Below are 23,827 nucleotides of genomic sequence, written 5' to 3'. Positions count from 1 at the left end.
GGTCGCTCCCCGTTATCCCGCCGTCATCCGGATACCGATCGCGGTGACGACCACGTTGATCACGAACAACGCCATGAACGCGTACACCACCGTCTCGTTGACCGCGTTACCCACCGCCTTGGCCCCACCACCAGAAATCGTCAACCCCCGAAAACAGGCCACCAACCCCGCGATCAACCCGAACAACGCCGCCTTCACACACGAGATCACCACCTCGGGCACCCCGGTCAACAACGTGATCCCCGCCGCGAACGCCCCCGGATTCACATCCTGAATGAACACCGAAAACGTATAACCACCCAAAATCCCGATGATCACCACCAAACTGTTGAGCAACAACGCCACCAGACCCGAGGCCAACATCCGCGGGGTCACCAACCGCTGCACCGGGTTGATCCCCAGCACCTCCATCGCGTCGATCTCCTCACGGATCGTGCGCGACCCCAGATCCGCACACATCGCCGTCGCCCCAGCCCCGGCCACGATCAACACCGTCACGATCGGACCCACCTGGGTGACCGCACCAAACGCCGCCCCCGCCCCCGACAGATCCGCAGCACCCAACTCCCGCAACAAGATATTGAGCGTGAACGACACCAACACCGTGAACGGGATCGCCACCAACAACGTCGGCGCCAACGACACCCGAGCAATGAACCAGCACTGCTCCAAGAACTCCCGCCACTGAAACGGGCGCACGAACACATACCGCACCGCATCAGCAGACATCGCGAACAACGCCCCGACCGCCTGCATCGGACCCGCCAGATTCCGCAACGGCGGAAGCCCAGCCGACCACCGCTCCGGTCCGCTAGCTTGCGCCATTGCCGACTCCCTCCAGGATGGTGACTGCCGACACTGCTGTCGGTCCTCCGATATTGTGCGCCAGGCCAATCCGCGCGCCGTCCACCTGGTTGACGGCTTCACCGCGCAGTTGGGCGAACAGTTCGACGCATTGTGCGACGCCGGTGGCGCCCGGCGGATGCCCCTTGGCCTTCAAACCGCCACTCGGGTTCACGGGCAGCCCCCCGCCGATAGTCGTGACTTCCGCTTCGACGAGTTTGTGGCCCCCGAACCGCTCGGCGAATCCGAGATCTTCATAACTGATCAACTCGATGCCTGTGAAGAAATCGTGAACTTCGGCGACATCGACGTCCGACGGCGTCATTCCGGCCATCGCGAAGGCCTGCTTGGCGGCGCGCGTCGTGGCCGGCATCGTCGTCATGTCGGCCTTGTGCTGATGCATCACCGAGTCCAGGCCCAGACCCACACCGCGGATCCAGACCGGCCGGTCGGTGAACCGGTCGACGGCGTCTTCGGCGGCCAGCACCAACGCGGCGGCCCCGTCGCTCTGGGGCGCGCAGTCGTAAAGCCCGAACGGGGTGACCACGATCGGCGCCGCGAGGGCCTGTTCGACCGTGATCTCGAAGCGCAAGCGGGCTTTGGGATTGTTCACGCCGTGCCGGTGGTTTTTGACCGCGATCATCGCAAGGTGCTCACGGGTAGCGGGCGATTCGTGCAGGTACCGCCGCACATGCAAGGCGAATCCGGCCGGTGAAACCACCCCCAGCGGGTAGTCCCAGGCCATGTCGCGGGCCATCGCCTCCCACTCCCACAGCATGTTGCGCGACGTGGTGTCCCGCAGCTTGTCGGCGCCCACCACCAGTGCGACGTCGAACGCGCCGGAGGCCACCCCGAACAGGGCATTGCGGATCGCGTCGTTGCCTGTGGCACACGAGTTCTCGACCCGTGTCACGGGAAGGTCGGGCAGGCCCAGCGAGTCGGCGAGGATGCCGGCCGGGAATCCGTCGGCGGTGCCCATCGCACCAAACCAGGCGGCCTGCAGATCGGTTTTGAGCAGCCCCTTGTCCACGCTGGCCGCGCATTCGGAGAACGCGATCGGCAACAGGTCTTTGAGGCCGAGCGCGAAATGTTCCCCGAACGCAGTCATCCCGGCGCCGACGACGGCGACGCGTCTCACGCGGCCACCGTCTCGGGTTCGAACATGTAGCCGTAGTCCGGAACCCCGGAGCGCACCGCGACCCGCCGTAGGGCCAGTCGGCCCCTGGTGCCGATGTCGACGCTGCCCGGCTCCGCGCCGGTCACCTTGACCAGCGCGCGCACGCCCACACCGTCGAGTTCGACGATCACCAGTGAGTACGGGGTGCGCAGACCGGGCACCGGCATGTGCACCGTCGTCTCGGTGTAGACGGTTGCGGTGCGCGGCAGGGGGATCAGTTCGTAGCAGGTGGACAGTGCGCCGTTGTCGGCGAGGCGGTAGCGCGGCGGGAAGTCCAGGTCCCCGGAGTCGGCGAATCGTCCGGCCTCCCAACGCACTTTCGCCTCGAACGCCCGCTCGTAGGCGGCCAGCGAGATCGGGATCTCGGCGTCGGCCACGTAGTCGCCCCGCGGCTGCGGCCGGGCGGCGGGCTCGCGCCGGTGCAGCTCGGCCGTCCCGCCGGTGACGCTGAGCCCGGACAGGCTGGCCTGTTCGACCGCCACCAGCGGACCCGTCGTCTGCCGCTCGGCCATCCCGGCCAGCGCGAACAGACTCGAGCTCGCACCGGTGGTCGGCAGCGCCGGCGGATCGCCGATCGTGAGTTCGGCGGCGCGCGCGTGGTCGACGCCGGCCACCGCCACCGGGGTGTCCAGCCACGCCGCCTCCAGCGAGGCGATCAGCCCGCGCTCGTGCAGCAGCCGCGGGTCGCCGTAGTCATGCACGTCGCCGGTCGATTTGCGGGTCCGCACCGGCAGGCTGCGTGCCACCCGCGCGGCGGTGCGGACCTGCAGCCCGCGTTCGGCGGTCAGGATCGCCGCCGCCCCAGCCGGGTCGAGATCGGTCCCGATGATCAGGGTCCGCGGACGCGCCGAGCTGACCGCGTCCAGCGTGGCGGGCGCACCGCCGAGCCGCTCGTCGACCTCCAGTTCCGGGTCGAGTCCCAGGCCGGCCAGCAGCACCGCGGCGTTGCTGCTGTCGAGCAGCGGCAGGTCGCGGCTGACCAGGACCACCCGTTCCACCGCCCCGCTGGCGACCAGCGCGGCACGGCCGGCTTCGACCGCGAGCGTGATCGCGTCCTCGTCGTCACCCGGCACGCGATGCCGGGGCGCACCCCAGCACGGCAGGTACGTGCCGATCGATGCGACGTAGGGCATGGGGATTCTTCTCCGAATCAGGTGACGGCGCCGGCCGTCTTGAGCTCGATGATGCGGTCCCAATCCAAGCCGAGTTCGGTCAGGATTTCGTCAGTTTGCTCGGCAAACCCGGGGGCCGGACCGGTTTGCGGCGCGCTGACGTCGAACTGCACCGGATTCGCGACCAGTTCGAGTTCACCGGCCTGCACGAGGTACTCGTTGGCCCGGATCTGGGCGTCCTCGGCCGCCTGCAGCGTGTCCTGCACCGGCGCCCACGGGCCCAGCAGCGTCGCGAACCGTTCGCTCCACTCGGCGAGCGGACGCTTGGCCATGGTCTCCTTGAGGATCTCCGCGGCCGTCTCGGTGTTCTCGGCGATCGACTCAGCGGTCGCGAACCGCGGGTCGTCGACGAGTTCGTCGAGTCCCATGTGCTGGCACACGTCGGCCCAGAACTTGGTCGGCTGCATCATCACGAACGAGATGTAGCGGTCGTCGGCGGTCGGATACAGCCCGACGAGCGGGTTGATCGGCGATCCGTGCACACCCGGCGGGAACGCCTCCATCCGCTGACCCAGGTGCTTGGTCAGCGCCACCGTGTGACCGAGCGACCACAATCCGCTGCCGAGCAGCGAGACGTCGACCACCGACGCCTCGCCGGTGCGCTCCCGTTTCAGCAGCGCGGCCGCGATGCCGCCGGCGAGGTTGGTGCCGGAGATGGTGTCGCCGTAGGCCGGTCCGGGCGGGCCGACCATGCCCGGGGTGCCCGGCGGCGTGATCGTCGCCGCGGTGCCGGCCCGGCACCAGAACGCGGTCATGTCGTAACCGCCCTTGACCGACTCCTCGCCGCGGGGGCCCAGGGCGCTGCCCCTGGCGTAGATGATGTTCGGGTTCACCGCGCGGATGTCGTCGACGTCGATGCCGAACCGCTGCCGGTGTCCGGGCAGGAAGCTGGTCAGGAACACGTCGGCCTTTTTTGCCAACACCATCAGTATCTCGCGCCCCTCGGGCACCGACATGTCCAGGCCGATGCTGCGTTTGCCCCGGTTGGCGTGTTCGATGTTCGGGTTCGGGTCGCCCTCGACGCGCAGCAACCCGGTCTGGCGCAACCCGCGCTGCGGGTCGCCGGTCACCGCGTGTTCGACCTTGATGACGTCGGCGCCCCACTCGCGCAACACCGCACCGGCCGACGGCACGAAGCCGTACATCGCCACCTCGAGGACGCGGATGCCGTCCAACGGACCACTCATCAGCTCACCACCGTTGCAAAGGTTTTCGACTCCAGGAACTCCTCGAGCCCCGCGATCCCCATCTCCCGGCCGATGCCGGACTGCTTGTAACCGCCGAACGGACTGTCGGGGCTGAAGTAGTTGCCGCCGTTGATCGAGAAGGTGCCGGTGCGGATGCGCCGCGCGACCGCCAGCGCGCGGTCCTGGCTGCCGAACACTGCGCCGGACAGGCCGTAGATCGAGTTGTTGGCGATCCGCACCGCGTCGTCGTCATCGTCGTAGGCGATCACGACCAGCACCGGCCCGAACACCTCTTCCTGGGCGATCTCGCTGTCGGGGTCGACGTCGGTCAGCAGGGTCGGCGTATAGAAGTAGCCGGGGTCGACCTTCTCGCCGCCGGTGACCAGGGTGGCCCCCGCCTCGACCGCGCGCTTGACCATGCCGTCGACCTTGTCGCGCTGCTTGTCGCTGATCAGCGGACCCATGTAGGTGCCGGGGTCGGCGGGGTCGCCGTAGCGCACAAGGCCGAAGTTGTTCTTGACCAGTTCGACGATCTGGTCGTGGTGGCTGCGCGGGACCAGCAGCCGTGACGTCAGCGCACAACCCTGGCCGGCGTGGGTGACCATGGAGAACGCGCTGAACAGCGCGGCCATGTTGAAGTCGGCGTCGTCGAGCACGATCGCCGCGGACTTGCCGCCCAGTTCCAGGAAGACCTTCTTGAGGGTCTCGCTGGCCGCGGCCATGATCCGCCTGCCGGTCGGCGTGGACCCGGTGAACGTCACCATGTCGACGTCGGCGCTGGTGGTCAGCGCGGCGCCCACTTCCGGGTCGGCGCCGCTGAGCACGTTGACCACCCCCGCCGGGATGTCGGTGTGGTTGGCGATCAGCTCCCCGATCGCGAGCGTGATCAGCGGGGTGTCGGGCGCGGACTTGAGGATCACCGTGCATCCGGCCGCCAGTGCGGGCGCCAGCTTCGCCAGCGCCAACTGGTTGGGGTAGTTGTAGGCGATGATCGCCGCGACCACCCCGCCGGCCTCTTTCTCCACCCAGCGGTGGTGCTGCATCCCGCGGCTCTCGATGTTGCCGAGGTCTTCGGTCATCGGATAGGTCTTCAGCAGTTCGGCGTAGTAGCGCACGATCTCGATCGGCTGGTCGAGTTGGGCGCCCTGGCAGAGCGCCTCGGTGGCGCCGACTTCGGCGATGGTCAGGGCGGCCAGTTCGTCGCGGTGCTCGACGAGCGCGCGGTGGAACTGTTCGAGGCAGCGGATTCGCAGCTCGGAGTTGGTCGACCAATCGGTCTCGTCGAACGCCCGGCGGGCGGCGGCCACCGCCGCGAGCGCATCATCGACCGTCGCGTCGGGCGCGTACCCGAGCACCTCGCCGGTGGCGGGGTTGCGCGACGGGAACGTGCGAGCGGTCTCGATCAACCGACCGTCGATCAGCAGCCGGCGATCCACGCTCGAGGGGGTGGCGGCGGGTGGGGCTTCCTCGCTCGAGATGGTGGTCGCGTCCTGCATCTTCCTCCTCAGCCGCGGGCAAGAGTCGCCCTGTGATGGAAACTTCATTCTCATCCCCGGCGAATCATACATTCGCCTCAAGAGAACTCAAGAAAATGCGCCGAATCGCCACTGCCTGCGAATAACGGTGCGACAATCGTCCGTCGATCGTCTCATTCGTGCGAACCGCAGGCCCATGCTGTCTTGCGGAATTACGACGCACGAGAGTACGGTTCTCATAATCGGAAGGACGATTCTTGATAGGTGGAGGCCTGCTGCAGCAATGAAGAACGCCGTCGTCACCGGAGGTGGTTCCGGCATTGGGCTGGCCGTCGCGCAGCGTCTGCGCGCCGACGGCATGCACGTCGCCACCATCGACATCGCCTCGTCGGATGACGAGTTCGCCCACACCGCCGACGTGACCGACCGCGCCGCAGTGGAAGCGGCGTTCGCGGCGATCCGCAGCCAGCTCGGTCCGGTCACCGTTCTGGTCAACGCCGCGGGCCAGGAGAAGTTCAAGCGGTTCGCCGATCTGAAGTTCGAGGACTGGCAGCGCATCATCGACGTCAACCTCAACGGCGTCTTCCACTGCATCCAGACGGTCCTGCCCGACATGGTCGAGGCCGGCTGGGGCCGCATCGTGAACATCTCGTCGTCGAGCACCCACTCCGGGCAGCCGTTCATGTCGTCGTACGTGGCCGCGAAGTCCGCGGTCAACGGCCTCACCAAATCGCTCGCGCTCGAGTACGGCCCCAGCGGCATCACGGTCAACGCGGTGCCACCCGGTTTCATCGACACCCCGATGCTGCGCAAGTCCGAAGAACGCGGCTACCTCGCCGTCCAGCAGAGCATCGACTCGACGCCGGTGCGGCGCATCGGCAGACCCGAGGACATCGCGGCAGCGTGCGCGTTCCTGGTCTCCGAGGAAGCCGGATACATCACCGGGCAGATTCTCGGCGTCAACGGCGGCCGAAACACCTAATCGGATTCGAGTGTCATCGCGAGTGTGAGGAAAGGATTTTCAGTGGGACGCGTACAAGGCAAGGTCGCATTCGTCACCGGCGCGGCGCGCGGGCAGGGACGCAGCCACGCGCTGCGGCTGGCCGAGGAGGGCGCCGACATCATCGCCGTCGACCTCTGCGAGAACATCGACACCATCGGCTACCCGATGGCCACACCGCAGGATCTCGAAGAGACCGCCGCCTTCATCGAGAAGACCGGCCAGCGCGTGGTCACCGCGAAGGCCGACGTGCGTGAGGCGTCGCAGCTGAAAGCCGCGCTCGAGGACGGCATCAGCCAGCTCGGCGGGCTCGACATCGTGGTCGCGCAGGCCGGGGTGGCCGGCATGAAAGGTCAACCGCCCCTGCAGGCGTGGATCGACGTGATCAACACCAACCTGATCGGCACCATCAACGCCATCCAGGTCTCGCTGCTGCATCTGAAGGAGGGCGCGTCGATCATCGCGACGGGCTCCACCGCGGCGCTGATGGACACCCATCAGAAGGACAATCCCGGCAACGACCCCGGCGGCATGGCCTACGTCCACTCCAAGCGAGCCCTGTCGGCGTTCGTGCACGACCTCGCGACCGAGCTTGCGCCCCGCGGCATCCGCGCCAACGTCGTGCATCCGACCAACTGCAACACCAACATGCTGCAGAGCGAGCCCATGTACCGCTCCTTCCGCCCCGACCTGGAGAAGCCGGAGCTCAAGGACGCCGAGCCGGTGTTCTACGTGCAGCAGGCCATGAAGGTGCCGTGGGTGGAACCCGAGGACATCAGCAACGCGGTGCTGTGGCTGGCCTCCGACGAGGCGCGGTTCGTCACCGGCGCTCAGCTGCGTGTCGACGCCGGCGGCTACCTGAAGTGGTACGACTACCACAACTAGAGCGGAAGGAATTGCGACAGTGAAAGTTTCGGTTGACGGAACACGCTGCCAGGGGCACACCCTGTGCGCCATGATCGCGCCGGATTCGTTCGAGCTCGACGATGTCGACGGCCACGCGTCGCCGGTCAATGAAGTGGTGCCTCCCGACCAGGAGGACGCGGTCCGCGAGGCCGCCCACTCATGCCCCGAACAGGCCATCGTCATCGAATGACGCCGGGCTAGCTGCCGGGCTTTGAGGCCGCCGAAATCGATTAGGAGACAGCCGTGACCATCGAAAGCGATGTCGCGACCGACGACGACCGCAAGAAGAACCGGTATCACTTCGACCGGCACACCCCCGAGTACCGGTTGCAGTTCGAGAAGATCACCGAGGAGATGCAGTCCCGGTGCCCGATAGCGTGGACGGACACGTACAACGGGCACTGGGTCGCCGCCGACAGCAAGCACGTGTTCGAACTGGCGCGCTGCCCGGCGGTGTCCAACCACCACGACATCACCGGTGAGACGCCATTCCAGGGCATCACGATCCCGAAGGCGAGTCGCGCCACCGTGGTCCGCGGCGGCATCCTCGAGATGGACGAGCCTGAGCACAGCGCCTACCGCGGAGCGCTCAACCCGTATCTGTCGCCGGCCGCCATCAAACGCTGGGAACCGTTCGTCAACGAGATCACCCGCGCCGCACTCGACGAACACATCGCTTCGGGGCGCATCGATTTCGTCGAGCATCTGGCGAACGTGGTGCCCGCGGTGTTCACGCTGGCGATGATGGGCATCGAGCTCAAGAAGTGGAACGTCTACAGCGAACCCACGCATGCCTCGGTCTATACCCCCGAGCACGCGCCAGAGCGCGAGAAGATCAACGAGCAGCATCGCGAGATGGGCATCGATCTGATCAACAACATGATGGAGATCCGGGAGAACCCGCGCCCCGGCCTGGTCAATGCCCTGCTGCAGTTGCGGATCGACGGCGAGCCGGCCCCGGACATGGAGATCCTGGGCAACCTGGGTCTGATCATCGGCGGCGGGTTCGACACCACCACGGCGCTGACCGCGCACGCGCTGGAATGGCTCGGCGAGCATCCCGACGAACGGGAACGCCTCAGCCGCGACCGTGACACGCTGCTGCATCCGGCCACCGAGGAGTTCCTGCGGTTCTTCACCCCCGCACCCGGCGACGGCCGCACGTTCTCCGAGGACGTCGAGGTCGAGGGCCAGCAGTTCAAGAAGTACGAGCGGCTCTGGTTGTCCTGGGCGATGGCCAACCGGGACCCGTCGGTGTTCGAGAAGCCCAACGAGATCGTCATGGACCGGAAGGGCAACCGGCACTTCAGCTTCGGGATCGGTGTGCACCGCTGCGTCGGCTCCAACGTCGCGCGCACGGTGTTCAAGTCGATGCTGACCGCGGTGCTGGACCGGATGCCCGACTACGTCTGCGACCCCGAGGGCGCCGTGCACTACGACACCATCGGCGTGATCCAGGGCATGCGCAACCTGCCCGCGACGTTCACCCCGAGCGAACCGCTGGGGCCGGGGCTCGACGAGACGTTGGACAAGTTGCAGCGGATCTGCGACGAGCAGGAGCTGGCCCGCCCGATCACCGAACGCAAGGAAACCGCCGTCATCGACTGATCGACGACGTAACAGGGGCGGGGAGTGTTTTGATGGCAGTCGGTACGCGACAGGAAGGGCCGGAATGATGCGGACCGTGCTCACCAGGCTCACCGCCGTGGTGGCCGCACTCGTGCTGGCCGGCGGGCTCGGCGCGCCGGCGCCCGCGGGCGCGATGATGAACCTGGGCAACTACGACCTGCTCACAAACCGCTACGACCGCGCGTCGTGGGTGTGGTTCGTCACCAACTGTTTTCCGGACAAGCAGCCCGACTGCGTGTACGTCAGCGCGCGGCCCCGACTGAAGTTCTACGCGTACTACGAAGGGGCCGCCCAGCTCGTGGACGGGCGCTACACCATGACCGTCGACGTCCCCGACGGCCTGCGCTGCCCCGGCTACAATCTGCCGACTCGCGAGACGTATTCGTGGGACGAGAGGTCACTGGGCGGCACCATCGAATCCCATTACAACGTCGGGTGTTTCAACGGTCCACCGGGCATGCAGTTCTGGACTTTCGCCCTGCAGCGGCTCTGAGGTCAGCGTCCTCGAGTCTCGCAGGCAGCAAACCCGGTGTAGGGGAAACCGGCGAGAAGTCGTCAGCCGGCGTAGCGGCGGCGAACGCCGTGGAACCGTTCCCACATCTGCGCGACGCGCTGCTGCGGTGTTACGGTCACGGTGTCCGGCGGCAATGCGTCGGCCAGTTCGGCACGCTTGACCAACCGGGTGCGCAACGGAGCGGGCTCACCGTCGAGCATGTGCCGGTAGGTGAGATTCCCCCGCTCGAAGCCCTGGGTGTCGATCCAGTTGTGGTAGCCGGGGTCGTCGTGCGAGAGCACCAGACGCACGGCGCCATCGGCGTCGACGGCGGTGCGGCTCGGCGTGTAGCTGACCGGTCGGTACAGGTAGTCCATGCTGGTGAAGAACGCACCCATGTTCGTCAGCATCCACAACCCCTCGTGAGCATCGAACTCGACGATGAGCGCCTCGTCGGGGGCGAGTCGCCAGTGCATGTTGACAGCTGCGCGACCGCGTTTCGCGTCGGCGCCGGTCGTTTCGACGTCGGGGAACCTGTTGACCCGCTCGGGGTCGACACCGCCGTAGGTGAACGGGTAGTCGGGCCAGTCGTCCATCATCGTGGTGAGGAAATCTCCCGCCCACTCGATGGCCGCTGTCATGTCCGTCGGGGTGGGCAGCGGTCTGGGGGTGGTCATGTCGAGCCGCTCGATGTGCATACGCGCCGGCAGCTCGTCCCACCGGTCGAAGCCCTGGCGGATGAACAGCTTCCGCGAGTCCGCGGTGGTGGGTAGCCAGTTCGGTCCCTGTCGCGGTCCACCGACGTAGATCTCGAAGCTGCCGTCGTCGTCTGTCTGCAGCTGCGCGCCGGTCAGATTCGCTTGCGGCACATCGCCGAACGGTTCGTGCAGCACGCCGGGGCCGGCCGGGCGCGGCCCCTGGACCGTGACGTTGAAGAAGGCGGCGCTGCCGCGGTCGCCGACGACGCGATACCTCGAGGACCCGTCGATCCACGCCTGCTGATAGAGGAAGTCAGCGCAGTCACCGCCCAGCTTGCGGCTGGGATGGCAGAACGTGTGGATCGCCGGGTAGCGGGTGTCGCGGGTTTCCAGCGCGAGGTCGAACGCCTGGCCCAGGTTCTGGGTCAGGAACCGCAGCCCGTCAACCCGATGCACGCCCGACGTGGGGTTGTGATCCTTGAAGGCACGTTCGCCGGCCTCTTTGAGCCTGTCGCAGAACGTATCCCACGCCGATCTCAGAGCCGGGTCATCGGGGCCGTCTCCGAACGCCATCGCACTCCCTCAGCTGTCGTCGAGCATCGCCGAGACCACCGCGCACGCCCGGCGTGCCGCCTCGAACCGGCCTTCCTCGTCGATGCGCGGCCCGATCAGCTCCAGATCGAACCCGTGCCGATATCCCTCGGCGAGCACCGAGGCGACGAACGCCTCGATCGGGATCGCGCCGTCCCCCGGCACCGCACGGGCGGGCAGCGCCCGGTCGCCGAGGACGTAGTCGCTCAACTGGATCAGCTCGGTACGGGGCAGCGCCCGCCGGGTCCGCGCGGGCAGGTCGGCTTCCGCCCAGCAGTGGAACAGGTCGATGCAGACCCCGAGCCCGGCCATCTCGGCCAGCGTGATGGTGTCACGCAGGCTGTGCGCGATATGGATGTCGGCGTACAGGGCCGAGGCGTTCTCGATCGCCAGCGCGACCCCCGCCGACTCGGCGGCCCGCACGCACGGCGCCACGGCCTCGCAGAACCGCTCGGCCGCGTGCTCCCATGTGAGGTTTGCCCGGCCGCCGGTCAGCATGTAGACCACCCGCGCGCCGAGCCCGGCGGCGTCATCGATCACCCGCAGCAGGGCATCGGGGGTGTCGAACAGGTGGTAGACGGATTCCACCGAGCACTCCCCGCCCGAAACCGATTCCCGCAGAGCGTCGTCGGACAGCTGCGCATCGATGAGGCTCAGGCGCCGCACCCCGAGTGCGCGCCAGTGCTCGCGCTGATCGCGCACCGGCTCACCGAGGAACGTCACGCTGTGCACCGACAGTCGCTCGTCGGTCACGTCATCCCCGCTTCTCGATCTGGACGCCGAACCGCTCACGGAACGGGCGGAACTCCTCGTGCAGTGCGTCCAGATCCTCGCCGATGTCGGTCAGCAGCGAGGTGGAATAGCGGAACTTGCCGTGCCGGTCGCCCGGGTTGGCGGCGAGGTAGTCGCGCATCGCGGACGCGGCCTGCGGGGTGAGCTCTCGGCCGCGGAACTCGTAGTAGCGGCCGACGGTGCCGACCTGGTCGCCGACGAAGTCGGTGTAGCGCACGTGCAGGATCCGGGGGTCGTCGACCAGTGGGTTGGTCATGGTGTTGGCGATGCTCTCGCGGGTCAGCGCCAGGTGCATCTTGGCGGCGGCCCGCAGGTCGACGGGACCGACGATGCCCTCGAGAATATCGGCCATCATCATCGTGCGCGACGCCGCGACCTGGACCGGGTCGCGGTGCAACCACAGCAGCGTGGCGTCCGGGTAGGCGTCGAACAGTTCCCGCAGCCGGAACCCGTGAAACCCCTTGAGCACCCAGCGTTTCCGTGGCCGACGGTACTGCAGGTGCTGCAGCATCGCTTTGTGGATGCGGTACTGCGCGGCGGCGTCGGTGGGCAGACCGCCGACGACGGTCTGCATGGGCACCCGCCACCACGCCGTCGGGGTGAGTACCCGGAAATCGAAGGCCCAGGTCCGCTCGTCCTCGGGCAGCCCGTTGCCCAGCATGTCGTTGTACGGGTGGCTGTGCAGCCATTTCGGCAGCTTGGTGTTGATCTCACGCCAATCGTCGTCGGCGCGTGCGCGACGCGGGTCGTCGCCGCCGACCGTGCCGGGCGGCGGCGACGGGTACATCACCTCCCAGAACCGCAGCGCGCGGGCATCGGGGTCCACCGCCATCAGCGCGTGCATCAGCGTGGTGCCCGACCGTGGTTCGCCGGTGACGAACATCGGCTGCTCGATCACTTCCTCGGCCAGCGGATAGCGGTCGCGGTCGGCGAAGAACTCCAGGCGGGAAGTGAGCAGCCAGTGGCACGTCTCGGTGGCGCGCCGTCTTCCGTCGGCGTCCATCCCGACCGCGTTGAGGTGGTCGACGACCAGGGAGAACCGTTCCGGCAGCGACGGATCCCCGTAGTCGGTCAGTCCGGTTTCGGTCTCGGCGCGATCGAGCATGTCGCGCGCCACCAACTGCGCGGTCACCGGATGTCTCCGCACAGGGCCATCAGCTCGTCCTCGACTTCCCGTACGTTCTGCGCCGACCGGGCGCTGTACCGCAGGCCGGCCATGGCCCCGTAGTCCATGATCTTGGGGACACGCAGGCCGGCGTCGACGTAGTCCTTGATGACGCGCGCAAGCTGTTTCGGCGTCCCGTGCGGGACCATCGCCAGCACCATCTCCGGTTGGACGCGGTCGAGGAAGTCGACGATGCGGTCGCGGGTGAGCACCGCGGGATCGATGTCCTGGTACCCGCGCCAGTTCTCCCCCATCGGGTGCTCGAAGCCCGCCTTGCGCAGCGCCTGCGCGGAGACCTGCAGCAGGAACGACTTGACCAGCGGCGCGTCGAGGATCTCGGCCAGCGCGGCGTCGTCGCGGCCCACCAGGCACACCTGGATGAAGCACGGTGTGATCGCCGAGGGGTCGCGCCCGGCCTGGTCGGCGGAATGACGGACAGCCGAGAGCTTTTCGGCGTAGTCCTCCGGTGACCACGCCCCGGTGGGCCACCACCCGTCGGCGTAGCGGCCCACGATGTCCAGGGTGCGGGGCCCGCTGCCGCCGATCCAGATCGGCGGGAAGCGACCGTCGAAGGGCTCGGTGTCGAGGCGGGCGTGCTGCAGGCGGTAGAAGCGGCCGTCGAAGTCCACCGGCCCGTCGCTGTCCCACAGCAGCCGGATCACCTGCAGCGCCTCCTCGAAACGGCTGACCGGCGTGGAGAAGTCGAAGCCGTACGGCACGGTGTTCTCGGTCTCGCCGCTGCCGAGTCCGAGGATGAACCGTCCGCGGGAAAGGTGGTCGATGGTGAGCGCGCTCTGCGCCAGCAGCGCCGGATGGCGGCGCACGGTGTCGACCACGCTGGTGGCGAGCGGGACGTTCTTGGTGAGCACGGCGGCGGCCGCGGCGACCGCCAACCCGTCCAGGTGCCGGTGCGGCGACGGGGACACCGTTGCCAGATCGGTGAATTCGGGCGTCCAGATCGAGTCCGGCCAGAAGCTGACCATGTGGTCGGGCAACCAGATCGAGTGGTAGCGGCCGCCGTCGAGGTCGTCGAGCACGGCAAGGTCCAGCGGCAGCGTGGTGCGCAGGTACGCCGCCGGCTGCACCCTCATTCGAACACCCCTTCGCGCGCCGAACGTGGGTTACCGTCACACCGAACCGCCGGTTGGCGTGACAAAACCCCACACTCGCGCGTCACGGCGTCTCCGCGAGGAAGGGCTGGGTGTGGGCGATCCGCCCTGTCAGCACCCGCGGGTCGCCGGTGCAGAGCAGATACGCGGTCTCGGTGATAAGCCCGATGTCCTCGGTGTCGGTCTTGGCCAGGTCGAGGCTGCCCGCGCCGGGGGTGGCGACCGGGTTGGACGGCGCCGCGGCGTTGACCGCGATTCCGTCGTCGAACAGTTCGGCGGCAAGGCTTTTCGTCAACCGGTTCAGCGCCGCCTTCACGGTGCCGTAGATCCCGAAACCGGCGCTGCGGTCGAACTCGGCGAACGGCGGCCCCGGCGGCAGGTCACCGCCGACGGAGGTCAGGTTCAGCACCCAGCCCCGGCCGCGCTCCCGCATCGCCGGCACCGCCAACTGAACCAGGTGCAGCGGCGCCACCACGTGCATCTCCATCATCAGCCGGACCCGGCGTTCGGGGAACGTGTCAAGCGGGCGCAGGAAGGTGACCGCCGCGTTGTTGACCAGGATGTCGGGTGCACCGACCCGCTCGACCACTTCGGCGAAGAGCCGCTCCCGCTCGGCGCTGTCAGACAGGTCAGCCGCGACGGCGATCGCGGTTCCGCCTGCGGCTTCGATCTCTTCGCGTGTCTGGCGCAGTGAGCCTTGGTATTTCGGGTCGGGTTCGGCCGTGCGGGCGGTCAGCGCGACCGTCGCCCCCTCGGCCGCCAGCCGCTGGGCGATGGCCTTTCCGAGGCCGCGGCTGCTGCCGGTCACCAGCGCGACCTTGCCCTCACACGACATTGTGTGCCTCCCGGTGTCAGCTGCGCGGAATGCCCGCGAGTTTGTCGGCGAATTTGGCCTCGGCGGCGGCGCGTAGCCGCAGCAGGTGCTGCGAGGGGAACACGTCGGGCGCCGGTTCGACGTCTTTGAGCAGCAGCCGGGCCAAGGTCACCTTGTGCACCTCGGTCGGTCCGTCGGCCAGTCCGAGCACGAACGACTCGGTCAGGTACTGCACGAACGGCATCTCGTGGGAGGTGCCCAGCGACCCGTGCAACTGCAGCGCCCGCGCGGACACGTCGTGCAGCACCTTCTGCATCATCGCCTTGACCGCGGAGATGTCCGCGCGCACCGCCTTGTAGTCGTTGTACTTGTCGATCTTCCACGCCGTCTGCAGGGTCAGCAGCCGGAACGCCTCGATCTCCATCCACGAGTCGGCGATCATCTCCTGGACCATCTGCTTGTCGGCCAGCACCGAACCCTGGGTGTAGCGCGATACCGCGCGCTCGGTGAGCATGTCGAAGATCCGCCGCACCAGGCCGACGGTGCGCATCGCGTGGTGGATGCGGCCGCCGCCGAGGCGGGTCTGCGCGACGACGAACGCGCCGCCGCGCGGTCCGAGCATGTGATCGGCGGGCACGCGGACGTTCTCGTAGCGGACATAACCTTCGCGCCCTCCGCCGCCGAGCGGCTGGTAGCCGAGCCCGACGTCGCGCAGCACGTTGATGCCGGGCGTGCCGCCCGGCACCACGAACATCGAATACCGTTGATAGGGCGGTGCATCCGGGTCGGTCATCGCCATCACGATGATGAACGACGCCATCGACGCGAACGACGAGTACCACTTCTCGCCGTTGATGACCCAGTGGTCGCCGTCTTCGGTGGCGGTGGTGGTGAACACTTTCGGGTCGGCGCCGCCGTGCGGCTCGGTCATCGAAAAGCACGACACGATGCGGTTGTCGAGCAGGGGTTCCAGGTAGCGCTGCTTGAGTTCGGGGGTGCCGTAGTGGGCGAGGATCTCGCTGTTACCGGAGTCGGGCGCCTGGGAGCCGAACACGATCGGCGCGCATTCCGAGCGGCCGAGGATCTCGTTGAGCAGCGCGAGCTTGACCTGGCCGAAGCCCGGCCCGCCGAGGTGCGGGCCCAGGTGGGTGGCCCACAGGCCGCGCTCCTTGACGATCTGCTGTAGCGGCGGGATCAGCGCCTGGCGCACCGGGTCGTTGAGGTCGTGCGATTCTTTGACGATCAGGTCGATGGGCTCGCACTCCTCGCGGACGAACTCCTCCACCCACGCCAGTTGCCCGGCCCACTCGGGTTCGGTTGCGAAATCCCATCCCACTTACCGGTCCTCCGTCCGCGCTCAGGACCACTTCTGCCGTCGGTCGGCGGCGTCGTCGGTGGCATGGCTGAGCACCTGGTTGCGGTTCTCCAGCTCCATCGCTGCCTCCAGTGCCGGTGCGTCGGTGTTCGCCTGCAGCGCGCGTTTGGTCAACTGGACACCCAGCGTGGAGAGTCCCGCGATGGTGGCGGCGATCTCGTGTGCGCGCTCGGTCAGTCCGTCCGGTGAGACGACCTCGCTGACCAGACCGCGGCGGTCGGCTTCCTCGGCGCTCACGGTGCGCCCGGTCAGCATCCAGTCCGCGGCGACGCTGGTGCCCACGATCCTGGGCAGGTGGTAGCTCATCCCCATCTCGGCGCCGGAGAGCCCGAGCAGGATCGCCGCGTTGCCGAATGTCGCTGTGGCCGAGCAGATCCTGATGTCGGCGGCCAGGCACAGGGCCAGCCCGGCGCCGACGCACGGCCCGTTGACCGCCGCGATCACCGGCTGCGGTAGCGCCCGAATGGCCTGCGGCAGCGCGGCCATCGACTCCTGGAACCGCATCCGGTCGACCGCGGGAGCCGACGCCGGCGGGATGCCGGGCCCGAAGGCGCGGACGTCGAGCCCGGAACAGAAGCCGCGCCCGGCGCCGGTCAGGATCACCGCGTCGACGGAGGTGTCCGCGGCGATCTCGGCCAGGGTCCGCACGAGTTCGTCGCGCATCACCTCGTTGATCGCGTTGAGCTGCCGCGGCCGATTCAGTTGCAGCGCAACCACTGCCGGCTGCGGCCGGGTGATCTCGAGGGTCTCGCTCACCGGGATCAGCGCCGCGGCAGGCCGAGTACCTGGGTGGCGATGATGTTGCGCTGGATCTCGGAGGTGCCGCCGGCGATGGTGCCGCCGAAGCTGCGCGCGTACCGCTCGAACCAGCTCGCGAAGTAGTGGTCGAGGTTCATGTGCGCGTACGGACCCGATGTCGACGGGTGCACCAGGCCGTCGGGCCCCGCGGCGGTCAACGCGTTCTCCATCGCCTGCCGCTCGGCCTCGGATCCCAGCAGTTTGAGCACCGACACCGATGCGGTGTCCATCTCACCGCGCGCAGCGCGCGCCAGCGCGGCCGAGCCCATCGCCCGCAGCGCCTGGTAGTCCATGATCGTCGTGGCGTACTGATCGCGTTCGAGGTCGGTGCGCGGCGTGAAGTCGGCGATCATGTTGTCGATCCGGTCGGCGAAGCCCAGCCACATCATCGTGCGCTCGTGACCGAGCGAACCGTTGGCCACTCCCCAGCCGCCGTTGAGCGGTCCGACGAGGTTCTCGGCGGGCACCCGCGCGTCGGTGAAGAAGACCTCGTTGAAGTCGAGGTTCTCCTCGCCGGTCATGTCGGCGAACGGCCGGCACACCACGCCCGGGGTGTCGGTCGGGATGATCAACGCGCTGATGCCCTTGTGCTTGGGCGCGTCGGGATCGGTGCGCACGAACGTCAGCAGGTAGTCGGCGTCGTGGGCGCCGGAGGTCCACACCTTCTGGCCGTTGACGACGAACTCGTTGCCCTCCAGGACCGCGCGCGTGCGCAGCGACGCCAGATCCGATCCGGCGCTGGGTTCACTCATCCCCAGCGACGCGGTGATCTCGGCCTTGAGCACGGGAACCGCCCACCGGTGCTTCTGCTCGTCGGAGCCGAACGTCAGCAGCGAGGCCGCGATGATGTTGACGCCCTGCGGATTGAAACTGTGGTAGATGCGGCGGCGGCACAGTTCGTCGAGGTGGACGAACTGCTGCACGACGGTCGCGTTGCGGCCGCCGAACTCCGGCGGTTGCGCGGGCAGCAGCCATCCGTTGTCGAACAGCAGCCGCTGCCAGTCGCGGGCCCACTGCGGCATGTGCGACACCGAGCGGGGCCGCTCCAGCGTCTGCGCCTCCGACGGCAGGTGCTCGTCGAGGAAGGCCGCGAACTCGGCGCGGAACTCCTCGACGTCGGAATCAAAAGTCAGCTGCACCGTTGCTCCTGTACTCCTCGGCGATGACAGCGCGGTGCTCGGCGGCGCCGCCGAGCAACAGCTCCCCGGCCTTGGCCCGCTTGAGCGCGAACTGCAGATCGTTCTCCCACGTGAAACCCATTGCGCCGAACAGCTGCAGACCGTGCCGGAACACCAGCGCCTGCGCCTCCCCCGCCGAGGCCTTGGCCATGGCCGCGGCCAGCCGGCGCCGCGGGTCGTCGGCGGCGATGGTCAACGCGGCGAAGTACGCCAGCGCCCTGGCCCGCTCGGTCGCCACGTGCATGTCGACGGTCTTGTGCTGGACGGCCTGGAACGAGCCGATCGCGACCCCGAACTGCTGACGTTGTTTGACGTGCTCGATGACCAAATCGAGGATGCGCTGGCAGGCGCCGACGGTGGTGATCGCCATCCCGGTCAGCGCGACGTGGCGGGCCCGTTCGACGTCGGCCTTCACCCGCGCGGTGTCGGGTAGGTGGACATCGAGCAGCGACACCTCGGCGATGTGCAGCACCGGATCGAAGACCGCGGTGCGCCGCGTGGTGACCTGGTCGGCGTCGACGACGAACACGCCGGCGTCGGTCACCACCGCCAGGCGTTCGGCGCGGTCACCGTCGAGCACGTAGCGGGCCGTGCCGCTGAGCCGCCAGCCGTCGGCGTCCCGGTACGCGGAGACCCCGCCGTAGACCGCGGTACCGGCCTGCTGGGGGTCGAAGCCCGCACCGATGAGCGGCGCGAACTGGGTCAGCGTCGCGAGGAACGGTGTCGGGTCGGTGGCGCGGCCCAGTTCCTCGAGCACGATCGCCAGTTCGACCGCGTTCTCCGGGTCGGCCAGTTCGGTCCACCCCGCGTCGACGTAGGTCTTCCACAGCGGTGACGGGTCGACCCCGTTCTCGGCGATACCGCGGATCAGCGAGGCCGGGCACTGTTTGGTGACCGCGTCGCGCACGGTTTCCTGCCAGAGTCGCTGATCGGCGTCGAACTCCAGTAACACCAGGCCTCCCGGGACGGTAGTGGGCAGCGCGTCGGAGTGAGAATAGCATTCTCCAATGCGGGTGAAAGCATTCTCCCCTTTCGACTACCTCGTTTCGGTGCGGGCGTGTCGTGCATATGACCAGCAGACACCCTGACCTGCGCAAAAGTAAGCGTTTCGTTGAGAACTCGATTCTTGCCATTGAAGAACAACGCTTTACACTGGGGGTGTTCGGCGGTTTGCGTAGACATCGGAGGAACGCCTTGGTGATGCAACACACTGACGGGAGCACCACTCCCCTCATCGACGCCAGCGTGCACATCTTCAGCAAGTCGAACAAGGACTTCCGCAGCTTCCTGCGCGAGCCGTTCAAGAGCCGCGGCTTCCCCGACTACGAGATGGACTGGTACGGCGCCCCGGGCGGCGAGTACGCGCCGGGCACCGACGCCGACCGCCGGTATCCGGGCTCGGATCCCGAGTTCGTCGGCGCGCATCTGTTCGGTGAGCGCGGCGTCGACGTGGCGGTCCTGCACCCGATGACCCGCGGCATCATGCCCGACCGGCACCTGGGCACCGCGATCGCGGCCGCCCACAACGAGCTGATGGTCACCCGGTGGTTGGAGGACAACCCGCACGCCGAGAAGTTCCGCGGCACCATCCGGGTCAACCCCGACGACGTCACCGGCGCGCTGCGCGAGATCGCCAAGTACGCGGGCCATCCGCGCGTCGTGCAGATCGCGGTTCCGCTGCAGTCCCGCGAGCTGTACGGCAAGCCGCAGTACTGGCCCATCTGGGAGGCGGCCGCCGAGGCCAACCTGCCGGTGGCGGTGCACATCGAGGTCGGCGCGGGTGTGCAGTACGCCCCGACCCCGTCGGGTGTTCCGCGGACGTACGAGAACTACGTCAGCTTCATGGCGCTGAACTACCTCTACCACCTGATGAACCTCATCGTCGAAGGGGTGTTCGAGAGGATGCCGACGCTGAAGTTCGTGTGGGCCGACGGCGCGGCCGACCTGCTGACCCCGTTCATCTGGCGGATGGACTGCTTCGGCCGCCCGCACCTCGAGCAGACGCCGTGGGCCCCGAAGATGCCCAGCGACTACCTGCCCGGCCACACCTACTTCGTGCAGGGCGCGATGGACGGCCCCGGCGATGTGGAGTTCGCCGGGGAATGGTTCGGGTTCACCGGCAAGGACGACATGGTGATGTACGGCTCGAGCTATCCGCACTGGCAGCTCAACGAGCCGACCGTGCCGTCCTCCTACACCGCCGAGCAGCGCGACAAGCTGTGCTGGCGCAACGCCGCCGAGCTCTACGGCATAGACGTCGGCGCCGGAGTTGGCGCACAGTGATAGAGACCCGGGAAGCACGCGAGAGCAGGGAGCCACGATGACGGTGACAGTGACAGAGCGCAAGCCCGCGGCCGAGCGCGTCGCGGTGCGGTGCGTCGACTCCGACGTGCATCCGACACCGAGGGCCGGCGAGCTCACCCAGTACATCCCCGAACCGTGGCGCAGCAAGTACTTCCTGCCGCGGCGCATCGGTGACCAGATCTACTACGACGCCCCGGACTACGCGCACGCTTACGCGATGCGGGTGGACACCTTCCCGTCGGACGGCAACTTCGCGGGCAGCGACCCCGAGCTGGCGTTCAAGCAACTGATCATGGAGGCGGGCGCCGACATCGCGATCCTGGAGCCCGCCGCCTACCCGGCGCGGTTCCCCGAGGTGAACCACGCGATGAGCGTGGCGCTCAACGACTGGCAGGCCAACCACTGGCTCGACAGCAAGAACAACTGGCACGAGCGCTGGCGCGGGTCGATCTGCGCGGCGATCGAGGCGCCCGAGGACTCGGCCCGCGAGATCGAGCGCTGGGCCGGCCACCCCTACATGGGCCAGATCCTGATCAAGGCCGAGCCGCGCCCGGCGTGGGGTGATCCGAAGTACAACCCGATCTGGGAGGCCGCGACCAAGCACGACATCACGGTCAGCTGCCACCTGTCGCGCAGCCACCACGAGGAGCTGCCGATCCCGCCGGTCGGATTCCCCAGCTACAACCACGATTTCATGGTCACCTACTCGCTGCTGGCGGCGAACCAGGTGATGAGCATGGTCTTCGACGGGCTGTTCGACCGGTTCCCGACGTTGCGAATCGTGTTGGTGGAGCACGCGTTCACCTGGATTCTGCCGCTGATGTGGCGGATGGACGCCATCTACGAGGCCCGCAAGTCGTGGCTGGACATCAAGCGCAAGCCGTCCGAGTACGTCAAGGACCACATCAAGTTCACCACCCAGCCGCTGGACTACCCGGAGGACAAGACCGAACTGTCGCGCGCGTTCGAGTGGATGGAGTGCGAGAAGATCCTGCTGTACTCGTCGGACTACCCGCACTGGACGTTCGACGACCCCCGCTGGCTGGTCAAGCATCTCCCCGAGCACGCGCGCGAAGCCGTGATGTTCCGCAACGGCATCGCGACGTATCACCTTCCCGACACGGTTCCGGCCCTCGAGGGCCAGGTGCGGGTGTTCTGATGCGGCGGGTAGGAGCGCAGCGACTGGGGATTTCAGCCCAGTGAGCGAACAGGAGAAGGCGCCCCCGGCCGGCCCGAAAAGATTGGCGCAGGGGCGTGAACACGTCGTCGCCACGGTCGACGAGATCCCGCCCGGCAAGCACAAACTGGTGCCGATCGGGCGCCACGGCGTCGGTGTGTACAACGTCAACGGCACGTTCTACGCGATCGCGAACTACTGCCCGCACGAGGGTGGACCGCTGTGCTCGGGCCGCGCCCGCGGCCGCACCGTGGTCGACGACAGCGTGCCCGGCGACGCCGTGATGGTCCGCGACATGGAGTACATCTACTGTCCCTGGCACCAGTGGGGTTTCGAGTTGGCCACCGGCACCACCGCGGTCAAACCCGAGTGGAGTATCCGGACCTACCCGGTGCGGGTGGTCGGCAACGAGGTGCTGGTCCAGGCATGATCACAACTACGGCGAGCGTGCGGGTCTGCCCACGACACGCCGCCGAAATTCAGCAGATTGCGCACCCTCGCGGAGGCTCAGCATGACCACGACCGAGGCCGCCGGCCCGACACTCAAGCGCGGCGAGAAGACCTTCGAGGTCAACGGCGGCAACGTCGTCTACGAAATCCTGGGTAAGGAAGGCGATTTCATCGCTCTGACGCCCGGCGGCCGGTTCAGCAAGGACATCGAGGGGCTGCGGCCGCTGGCCCAGAAGCTCGTCAAGGGCGGGTACCGGGTGCTGCTGTGGGACCGGCCCAACTGCGGCAAGTCCGACGTGCAGTTCTACGGGCAGAGCGAATCGCACATGCGCGCCGAGACGCTGCACGCGCTGATCACCGGACTCGACATCGGGCCGTGCATCATCGCGGGCGGATCGGGCGGCGCGCGGGACTCGATGCTGACCACCATGCTCTATCCGGAGATCGTCCGGAAGCTGGTGGTGTGGAACATCGTCGGCGGCGTGTACGGCTCGTTCGTACTGGGCTCGTACTACATCGTCCCGAGCATCCTGGCGGTCCGCGGGTCGGGCATGAAGGGCGTCATCGGTGTCGACGAGTGGAAGCAGCGCATCGCCGAGAACCCGGCCAACCGTGACCGGTTCCTGTCCCAGGATCCCGACGCGTTCCTCAAGCTGATGTTGCGCTGGCTCAACGCCTTCGTGCCCAAGCCCGGTCAGACGATCCCGGGTGTCGAGGACGAGATGTTCGACAACATCAAGGTGCCGACGCTGATCATCCGCGGCGGCGAGAACGACCTCGACCACCCGAAGCGCACGTCGCTGGAGGTCAGCTGCCTGATCAAGGGTTCGCAGGTGATCGACCCGCCGTGGCCGGAGGACGCCTGGGAACGCGCCGGCGAGGCCCGTGCCTCAGGAAAGGTAAAGCGGTTCAACATGTTCGACACGTGGGTGCAGGCGGCGCCCGCGATTCTGAAGTTCCTGGACAGTTGATGATCCCGGCGAGGCCTCAACACGTGTGGATGTGCACCTCGCAGTTCAGCGACGCCTCCAGCGCGGTGTGGACACGGCTTTCGGGGACCCGCTCGAGGTCGGCCCTGCGCAGCGTGACGTGCACGACGTCCCAGCCGTCGGCGTCGGCGACGCGTTCGATCTCACCGGACAAGCCGAGGCCCGCGAGCACGCCGTGCGCGTCGTCGTCGGTGCCGCGGCTGATGAACGTCAACACCCCGGGAACCGGTGTGGTACCGAACGCGTTGCCGCACAACTCCAGTGCGATCCTCTGCAGTTCCTCGGGATCGTCGCCGGCGATCAGCAGTTCGACCTCGCGACGCGACGGCGGCAGCCCGGACAGGTTGTTGGCGACCACCTCGATCCCGGCCGGCGCGGCGGCATCGCGAAGGCGCGCCACACCGTCGTCGAGTTGCGCGGCCGTGAGCTCACCGGCCTTGTCGACGCCGACGCGCACCACCGCAGTCCTCATGTCCGTCAGCCTATCCGGGGCCCGGAAGGACCT

The 23,827-nt window shown here is 67.7% G+C and carries 24 protein-coding genes; 9 read left to right on the top strand and 15 right to left on the bottom strand.

What is annotated here, in order from left to right:
* Window positions 1-12 precede the first annotated feature (12 nt).
* Genes BHQ18_RS13315 through BHQ18_RS13295 form a run of 5 tightly spaced genes read right to left on the bottom strand, consistent with a single transcriptional unit; the run spans window position 13 to window position 5,875 of the window.
* Window positions 13-825, bottom strand: a complete 813-nt coding sequence (locus BHQ18_RS13315; protein WP_069414085.1) for an MlaE family ABC transporter permease — start codon at window positions 823-825, stop codon at window positions 13-15.
* On the bottom strand, window positions 812-1,981 hold the full coding sequence (locus BHQ18_RS13310) for a thiolase C-terminal domain-containing protein (RefSeq protein ID WP_069414084.1): 1,170 nt from the start codon (window positions 1,979-1,981) through the stop codon (window positions 812-814). The genes BHQ18_RS13315 and BHQ18_RS13310 overlap by 14 nt, the downstream gene beginning before the upstream one ends.
* On the bottom strand, window positions 1,978-3,153 hold the full coding sequence (locus tag BHQ18_RS13305) for an OB-fold domain-containing protein (protein ID WP_069414083.1): 1,176 nt from the start codon (window positions 3,151-3,153) through the stop codon (window positions 1,978-1,980). Before BHQ18_RS13305 ends, BHQ18_RS13310 begins: the two co-directional genes overlap by 4 nt.
* Before the next feature lie 17 nt (window positions 3,154-3,170).
* On the bottom strand, window positions 3,171-4,379 hold the full coding sequence (locus tag BHQ18_RS13300) for a CaiB/BaiF CoA transferase family protein (protein WP_069414082.1): 1,209 nt from the start codon (window positions 4,377-4,379) through the stop codon (window positions 3,171-3,173).
* The gene (locus BHQ18_RS13295) at window positions 4,379-5,875 is read right to left on the bottom strand and encodes an aldehyde dehydrogenase family protein (RefSeq protein ID WP_069414081.1); all 1,497 of its coding nucleotides are present in this window, start codon (window positions 5,873-5,875) and stop codon (window positions 4,379-4,381) included. The genes BHQ18_RS13300 and BHQ18_RS13295 overlap by 1 nt, the downstream gene beginning before the upstream one ends.
* 262 nt (window positions 5,876-6,137) lie before the next feature.
* On the opposite strand from BHQ18_RS13295, the gene BHQ18_RS13290 reads away from it, so the two are divergent.
* The 5 genes from BHQ18_RS13290 (at window position 6,138) to BHQ18_RS13270 (ending at window position 9,882) form a co-directional block, all read left to right on the top strand.
* A complete protein-coding gene (locus tag BHQ18_RS13290) occupies window positions 6,138-6,836 on the top strand; it encodes an SDR family NAD(P)-dependent oxidoreductase (protein WP_069414080.1) in 699 nt (232 codons plus the stop codon).
* Between the two features lie 42 nt (window positions 6,837-6,878).
* Complete coding sequence (locus tag BHQ18_RS13285) at window positions 6,879-7,739, top strand: mycofactocin-coupled SDR family oxidoreductase (RefSeq protein ID WP_069414079.1); 861 nt, start codon at window positions 6,879-6,881, stop codon at window positions 7,737-7,739.
* A 19-nt stretch (window positions 7,740-7,758) separates the two neighbouring features.
* Window positions 7,759-7,950 (top strand): ferredoxin, encoded by a 192-nt coding sequence (locus BHQ18_RS13280; protein ID WP_069414078.1) that lies wholly within the window; start codon window positions 7,759-7,761, stop codon window positions 7,948-7,950.
* 53 nt (window positions 7,951-8,003) lie between these two features.
* On the top strand, window positions 8,004-9,368 hold the full coding sequence (locus BHQ18_RS13275) for a cytochrome P450 (protein WP_069414077.1): 1,365 nt from the start codon (window positions 8,004-8,006) through the stop codon (window positions 9,366-9,368).
* A 76-nt stretch (window positions 9,369-9,444) separates the two neighbouring features.
* Window positions 9,445-9,882, top strand: coding sequence for a hypothetical protein (locus BHQ18_RS13270; protein ID WP_372516676.1), 438 nt, complete (start codon window positions 9,445-9,447; stop codon window positions 9,880-9,882).
* 62 nt (window positions 9,883-9,944) lie between these two features.
* Here the strand turns inward: BHQ18_RS13270 and BHQ18_RS13265 are convergent, their stop codons facing one another.
* The 9 genes from BHQ18_RS13265 to BHQ18_RS13225 form a co-directional block, all read right to left on the bottom strand.
* A complete protein-coding gene (locus BHQ18_RS13265) occupies window positions 9,945-11,153 on the bottom strand; it encodes a DUF1214 domain-containing protein (RefSeq protein WP_069414075.1) in 1,209 nt (402 codons plus the stop codon).
* 9 nt (window positions 11,154-11,162) lie between these two features.
* On the bottom strand, window positions 11,163-11,924 hold the full coding sequence (locus tag BHQ18_RS13260; protein ID WP_069414074.1) for a sugar phosphate isomerase/epimerase family protein: 762 nt from the start codon (window positions 11,922-11,924) through the stop codon (window positions 11,163-11,165).
* Between the two features lies 1 nt (window position 11,925).
* Window positions 11,926-13,068 (bottom strand): sulfotransferase family protein, encoded by a 1,143-nt coding sequence (locus BHQ18_RS13255; protein ID WP_276046278.1) that lies wholly within the window; start codon window positions 13,066-13,068, stop codon window positions 11,926-11,928.
* A 23-nt stretch (window positions 13,069-13,091) separates the two neighbouring features.
* A complete protein-coding gene (locus BHQ18_RS13250) occupies window positions 13,092-14,219 on the bottom strand; it encodes an LLM class flavin-dependent oxidoreductase (protein ID WP_069414072.1) in 1,128 nt (375 codons plus the stop codon).
* A gap of 82 nt (window positions 14,220-14,301) precedes the next feature.
* Window positions 14,302-15,072 (bottom strand): SDR family NAD(P)-dependent oxidoreductase, encoded by a 771-nt coding sequence (locus tag BHQ18_RS13245; RefSeq protein ID WP_069414071.1) that lies wholly within the window; start codon window positions 15,070-15,072, stop codon window positions 14,302-14,304.
* A 16-nt stretch (window positions 15,073-15,088) separates the two neighbouring features.
* Complete coding sequence (locus tag BHQ18_RS13240) at window positions 15,089-16,387, bottom strand: acyl-CoA dehydrogenase family protein (RefSeq protein WP_069414070.1); 1,299 nt, start codon at window positions 16,385-16,387, stop codon at window positions 15,089-15,091.
* 21 nt (window positions 16,388-16,408) lie between these two features.
* Window positions 16,409-17,188 carry an enoyl-CoA hydratase/isomerase family protein gene (locus BHQ18_RS13235; RefSeq protein ID WP_372516679.1) on the bottom strand — a complete coding sequence of 260 codons (780 nt, stop codon included), beginning with the start codon at window positions 17,186-17,188 and terminating at the stop codon, window positions 16,409-16,411.
* The gene (locus BHQ18_RS13230; protein ID WP_069414068.1) at window positions 17,188-18,363 is read right to left on the bottom strand and encodes an acyl-CoA dehydrogenase family protein; all 1,176 of its coding nucleotides are present in this window, start codon (window positions 18,361-18,363) and stop codon (window positions 17,188-17,190) included. Before BHQ18_RS13230 ends, BHQ18_RS13235 begins: the two co-directional genes overlap by 1 nt.
* Complete coding sequence (locus tag BHQ18_RS13225) at window positions 18,347-19,354, bottom strand: acyl-CoA dehydrogenase family protein (RefSeq protein WP_069414157.1); 1,008 nt, start codon at window positions 19,352-19,354, stop codon at window positions 18,347-18,349. The genes BHQ18_RS13230 and BHQ18_RS13225 overlap by 17 nt, the downstream gene beginning before the upstream one ends.
* Window positions 19,355-19,602: 248 nt before the next feature.
* On the opposite strand from BHQ18_RS13225, the gene BHQ18_RS13220 reads away from it, so the two are divergent.
* The 4 genes from BHQ18_RS13220 to BHQ18_RS13205 all read left to right on the top strand — a co-directional run bounded on the left by BHQ18_RS13220 (window position 19,603) and on the right by BHQ18_RS13205 (window position 23,304).
* Complete coding sequence (locus BHQ18_RS13220; RefSeq protein WP_205866092.1) at window positions 19,603-20,685, top strand: amidohydrolase family protein; 1,083 nt, start codon at window positions 19,603-19,605, stop codon at window positions 20,683-20,685.
* 37 nt (window positions 20,686-20,722) lie between these two features.
* Window positions 20,723-21,865, top strand: a complete 1,143-nt coding sequence (locus tag BHQ18_RS13215) for an amidohydrolase family protein (RefSeq protein WP_069414066.1) — start codon at window positions 20,723-20,725, stop codon at window positions 21,863-21,865.
* A 40-nt stretch (window positions 21,866-21,905) separates the two neighbouring features.
* Window positions 21,906-22,313: a Rieske (2Fe-2S) protein gene (locus BHQ18_RS13210; protein WP_069414065.1), complete on the top strand. Its 408-nt coding sequence runs from the start codon at window positions 21,906-21,908 to the stop codon at window positions 22,311-22,313.
* A gap of 82 nt (window positions 22,314-22,395) precedes the next feature.
* A complete protein-coding gene (locus BHQ18_RS13205) occupies window positions 22,396-23,304 on the top strand; it encodes an alpha/beta fold hydrolase (protein ID WP_069414064.1) in 909 nt (302 codons plus the stop codon).
* Window positions 23,305-23,320: 16 nt separating this feature from the next.
* On the opposite strand, the gene BHQ18_RS13200 is transcribed toward BHQ18_RS13205, so the two are convergent.
* Complete coding sequence (locus tag BHQ18_RS13200; protein ID WP_069414063.1) at window positions 23,321-23,794, bottom strand: hypothetical protein; 474 nt, start codon at window positions 23,792-23,794, stop codon at window positions 23,321-23,323.
* Window positions 23,795-23,827 lie beyond the last annotated feature (33 nt).

Origin of the sequence: Mycolicibacterium flavescens (assembly GCF_001722335.1) — a bacterium.
In the GTDB taxonomy this organism is placed as follows: domain Bacteria; phylum Actinomycetota; class Actinomycetes; order Mycobacteriales; family Mycobacteriaceae; genus Mycobacterium; species Mycobacterium flavescens.
The sequence above is the reverse complement of the archived record's forward strand: the minus strand, read 5'-3'. Positions and strand labels throughout refer to the sequence as shown.